Below are 1,790 nucleotides of genomic sequence, written 5' to 3'. Positions count from 1 at the left end.
GGCCGGCAGCTCGGCGGCGGCGCCGGTGCCGACGCCTGCTACCCCCGACGCCTGCTCGCCACCAGCGCGACCACGAGCCCGGTGATGACGGTGGCGCCGACGGCGTTGGTGACGCGGGCCCGGCGGCGGTAGCGCTGGTGGGCCTGGTCGGTGGCCTCCATCGCGGCGATCGTGACGGTCTCGGCGACGTCGCGCACGGTCTTCTCGGCCCGGTCGGCGATCACCTCGGCGCGGTCGACCAGGTCGTGGGCCGACGACCCGGCCCGGTCGGTGACGTCGCGCACCACCGTCTCGGCCCGGCCCGCGAGGTCGTGCAGGGCACCGCGTGCCACGGGCGGCACGACGTCGGAGGTGTCGATGAGTTCACGGGCCCGTCGTGCGGCGCGGGTGACGAAGTCGTCGGGGTCGGTGGTGCTCATGCGGCTCTCTCCGTTCGCCCGTGCACGGGCGCCACGGGTCCCCGCCATCGTGCTCCCCTCCGGGTGATGAGGGTGCGCACGACCGGCACCGCCGGGCCGCAGGAGGCGCGGGTCGCGTCCCCGAGGACGTCCCCTCCCCCACGCACCACGCACCACGCACCACGCACCACGCCAGGATGTGAGCACAGCGCCAGCCCTTGTCCTGGCGTCGTGCCCACATCCCGGCGTCGTGCCATCCGCAGCACCCGACCCCACCAGCCGCACCGCACCGCGTCGCCGCCGAGCGCGCAGACTGGCCTCTGACCCTCCGACGGAACGAGCCACTCCCCCATGACCACCACCGTCCTCCTCGCCGGCGCGACCGGCGACCTCGGCCAGCGCATCGCTCGCGAGCTGCTCCGCGACGCCACGGACGACGTGCGCCTGCGCGTCCTGACCCGCCCCGGCAGCACCGGCGCGACCACGCTGTTCGGTGACGACGACCGGGTCGAGGTGACCCGCGCCTCCTACACGGACGTGCCCGCCCTGACCGACGCCGCCCGCGGCGCCGACGTCGTCGTGTCCGCCGTCAGCGGCACCCGCTCCGTGATCGTCGACGCGCAGCGCGCCCTCCTGAAGGCCGCCGTCGCGGCGGGCGTGCCCCGGTTCGTGCCCTCCGACTACTCGGCCGACTACCGCAGCATCCCGCCGGGCAGCAACCGCAACTTCGAGCTGCGTCGCGAGTTCGCGGCCGACGTCGACGCGGCCCCGATCCGGGCGACGTCGGTGCTGAACGGCATGTTCACCGACCTGCTGACCGGGGACGCGCCCCTGGTCCTGTTCGACCGGAAGCGGGTGCTGTTCTGGTCGTCGGCCGACCAGGTGCTCGACTTCACGACCAAGGACGACGTCGCCCACGTCGTCGCCCGGGTCGCGCTCGACCCCGAGGCGCCGCGCGTCGTGGAGGTCGCCGGCGACCGGGTCACGGCACGCCAGGTCGCCCGCACGATGAGCGAGCTCACCGGCACGTCCTTCAAGCCGCAGTGGGCCGGCACGACCGGCACCCTGTCGGCGATGGCGGCCGTCATGCGTCGCACGTCGAAGGGCGACGACACCTTCCCCGCCTGGCAGGGCATGCAGTACTTCGTCAACATGTTCAGCAGCGACGCGCAGCTGCGGCACGTCGACGGCGACCGCTACGGTCCCGCACGCTGGACGACCGTGCGCGACGTCCTCGCGACACGGACCGGTGCCGCGCCGCGTTCTTCGGTGTCGACTCCCGCCTGACCAGGGGACGAGGAGGCGCGGGTCGCCGACCCGGGACGCCGCCCGAACCTGCCCGCCGCGCCTGCCTGCCCGCCCGCGCCTGCCCGCGCGAGCTTGCCCGCCCGC

The 1,790-nt window shown here is 74.9% G+C and carries 2 protein-coding genes; one reads left to right on the top strand and one right to left on the bottom strand.

Annotated features, from left to right (window positions below; translation table 11 throughout):
• Window positions 1-38: 38 nt before the first annotated feature.
• The gene (locus IFT36_RS15950) at window positions 39-419 is read right to left on the bottom strand and encodes a hypothetical protein (RefSeq protein ID WP_043597691.1); all 381 of its coding nucleotides are present in this window, start codon (window positions 417-419) and stop codon (window positions 39-41) included.
• A 330-nt stretch (window positions 420-749) separates the two neighbouring features.
• On the opposite strand from IFT36_RS15950, the gene IFT36_RS15945 reads away from it, so the two are divergent.
• The gene (locus IFT36_RS15945; RefSeq protein ID WP_200413657.1) at window positions 750-1,685 is read left to right on the top strand and encodes an NmrA family NAD(P)-binding protein; all 936 of its coding nucleotides are present in this window, start codon (window positions 750-752) and stop codon (window positions 1,683-1,685) included.
• Window positions 1,686-1,790: the final 105 nt, after the last annotated feature.

It is taken from the genome of Frigoribacterium sp. CFBP 13605, from assembly GCF_014839405.1.
In the GTDB taxonomy this organism is placed as follows: domain Bacteria; phylum Actinomycetota; class Actinomycetes; order Actinomycetales; family Microbacteriaceae; genus Frigoribacterium.
Note: the sequence above shows the minus strand (reverse complement) of the source record. Positions and strands in the feature narration are given on the sequence as shown.

Bases quoted from the DNA above. Each gene is read 5' to 3' on its own strand.
- IFT36_RS15950 (WP_043597691.1), bottom strand. From the start codon at position 419: ATGAGCACCACCGACCCCGACGACTTCGTCACCCGCGCCGCACGACGG.
- IFT36_RS15945 (WP_200413657.1), top strand. From the start codon at position 750: ATGACCACCACCGTCCTCCTCGCCGGCGCGACCGGCGACCTCGGCCAG.